We start from the raw sequence: 1,262 nt of genomic DNA on the forward strand, positions 1-1,262 counted from the left end.
CTCAGTTTAATGCCAATGCTATTCAGGATTATGCATTACGCTGGGAAATTGAAACCTTATTCAGTTGTCTCAAAGGACGCGGGTTTAATCTTGAAAATACGCGCTTGACAGACCCTAGACGAGTGAAAAAATTGATTGCGGTGTTAGCTATAAGCTTCTGTTGGTGTTACTTAACGGGTGAATGGCAACATGATCAAAAAAAAGCGATAAAAATAAAGAAGCATGGACGACTCTCAATGAGTTTATTTCGCTATGGTTTAGACTATGTTCAAATGGCGATTCAGCGTTTAATTGGTTTTGGGAAAAAAGAAGAGTTTAAGGAAATTTTGGCAATTTTAAGAAGGCAGAATCCTGATAGGATAAGGGTTCTGTGAAATTTGTCGTGTACAGAGTTTTTTCATTTAACAATATCCTCATTACAGATTTTTATAGCATTGGTATTTGTTCGATCAGTTGAGAACATAACTGAATGTTGTTTTTTCATAAGCATATCGACATCATCATTTATGAGTAGAGGTAATAAGGAATTTTAAAGGTTGAGCCATATTCCACTACACCAAGTTTTAAGCGTTGTGCTTATTTAATTTAATTATAGTGAAAAAGTTAGCTTATAAATTTTAAAAAAAAATTAATGACCATGGTTTTTATTAAAATATCTATATAGACAATTAAGCTAATTAGGTGGGCAATTATGAATATGTTGGTAAATATAAAAAGAGAAGTGCAAGCATCTGAATTAGACTTTATTGAAGTCGAAAAGCTAATTTTGCAATGCGAAAAAGCAAAATCGTCAATAAAGGTTATTTATGAAAGCATCAAAGATATTGAACTTGATGCTTACCAGATTGTGAGTGCAATCACCCGAAAATCATATTCATCATCATTCAATACTGAAGAATCTGCTTTAAAACAAATATCGTCATGCTTCTGGAGGAAGTTAACTGAGATCATCAATCTTAGAAACTTTATATCTGAAAAAGAATATGATGCGTTGTCAGATAAAATTGCTCGTCATGAAATTGAAGATTTCACGATGGATAACGTGAATGTATTTTTAGAATCTATCTGGTCTACGCGCCACATGGCATATGCTCGTAAAGTTGATTCATTGTTTTGCCAATTATCAAGCAAATACAAAACCAATCGAGACTGTAAATAAAACTGTGTAAACGCTTAGACTATCCCTCAACGCTGTTAGGGGCAACACAGGTGTTTACCATGAAAGATGAAGCAATGCTGGCATTAGCCAAAGAATTTGCCAA

The 1,262-nt window shown here is 33.5% G+C and carries 2 protein-coding genes; both read left to right on the forward strand.

What is annotated here, in order from left to right; all coding sequences use genetic code 11:
- A partial coding sequence (locus HYG93_RS19145) for a transposase (RefSeq protein ID WP_003279503.1) occupies positions 1-374 on the forward strand: 374 nt, incomplete at its 5' end.
- A gap of 317 nt (positions 375-691) precedes the next feature.
- Positions 692-1,159 carry a DUF4942 domain-containing protein gene (locus tag HYG93_RS19150; RefSeq protein ID WP_256733503.1) on the forward strand — a complete coding sequence of 156 codons (468 nt, stop codon included), beginning with the start codon at positions 692-694 and terminating at the stop codon, positions 1,157-1,159.
- Positions 1,160-1,262: the final 103 nt, after the last annotated feature.

Origin of the sequence: Acinetobacter sp. SwsAc6 (assembly GCF_013391565.1) — a bacterium.
Taxonomy (GTDB): domain Bacteria; phylum Pseudomonadota; class Gammaproteobacteria; order Pseudomonadales; family Moraxellaceae; genus Acinetobacter; species Acinetobacter cumulans.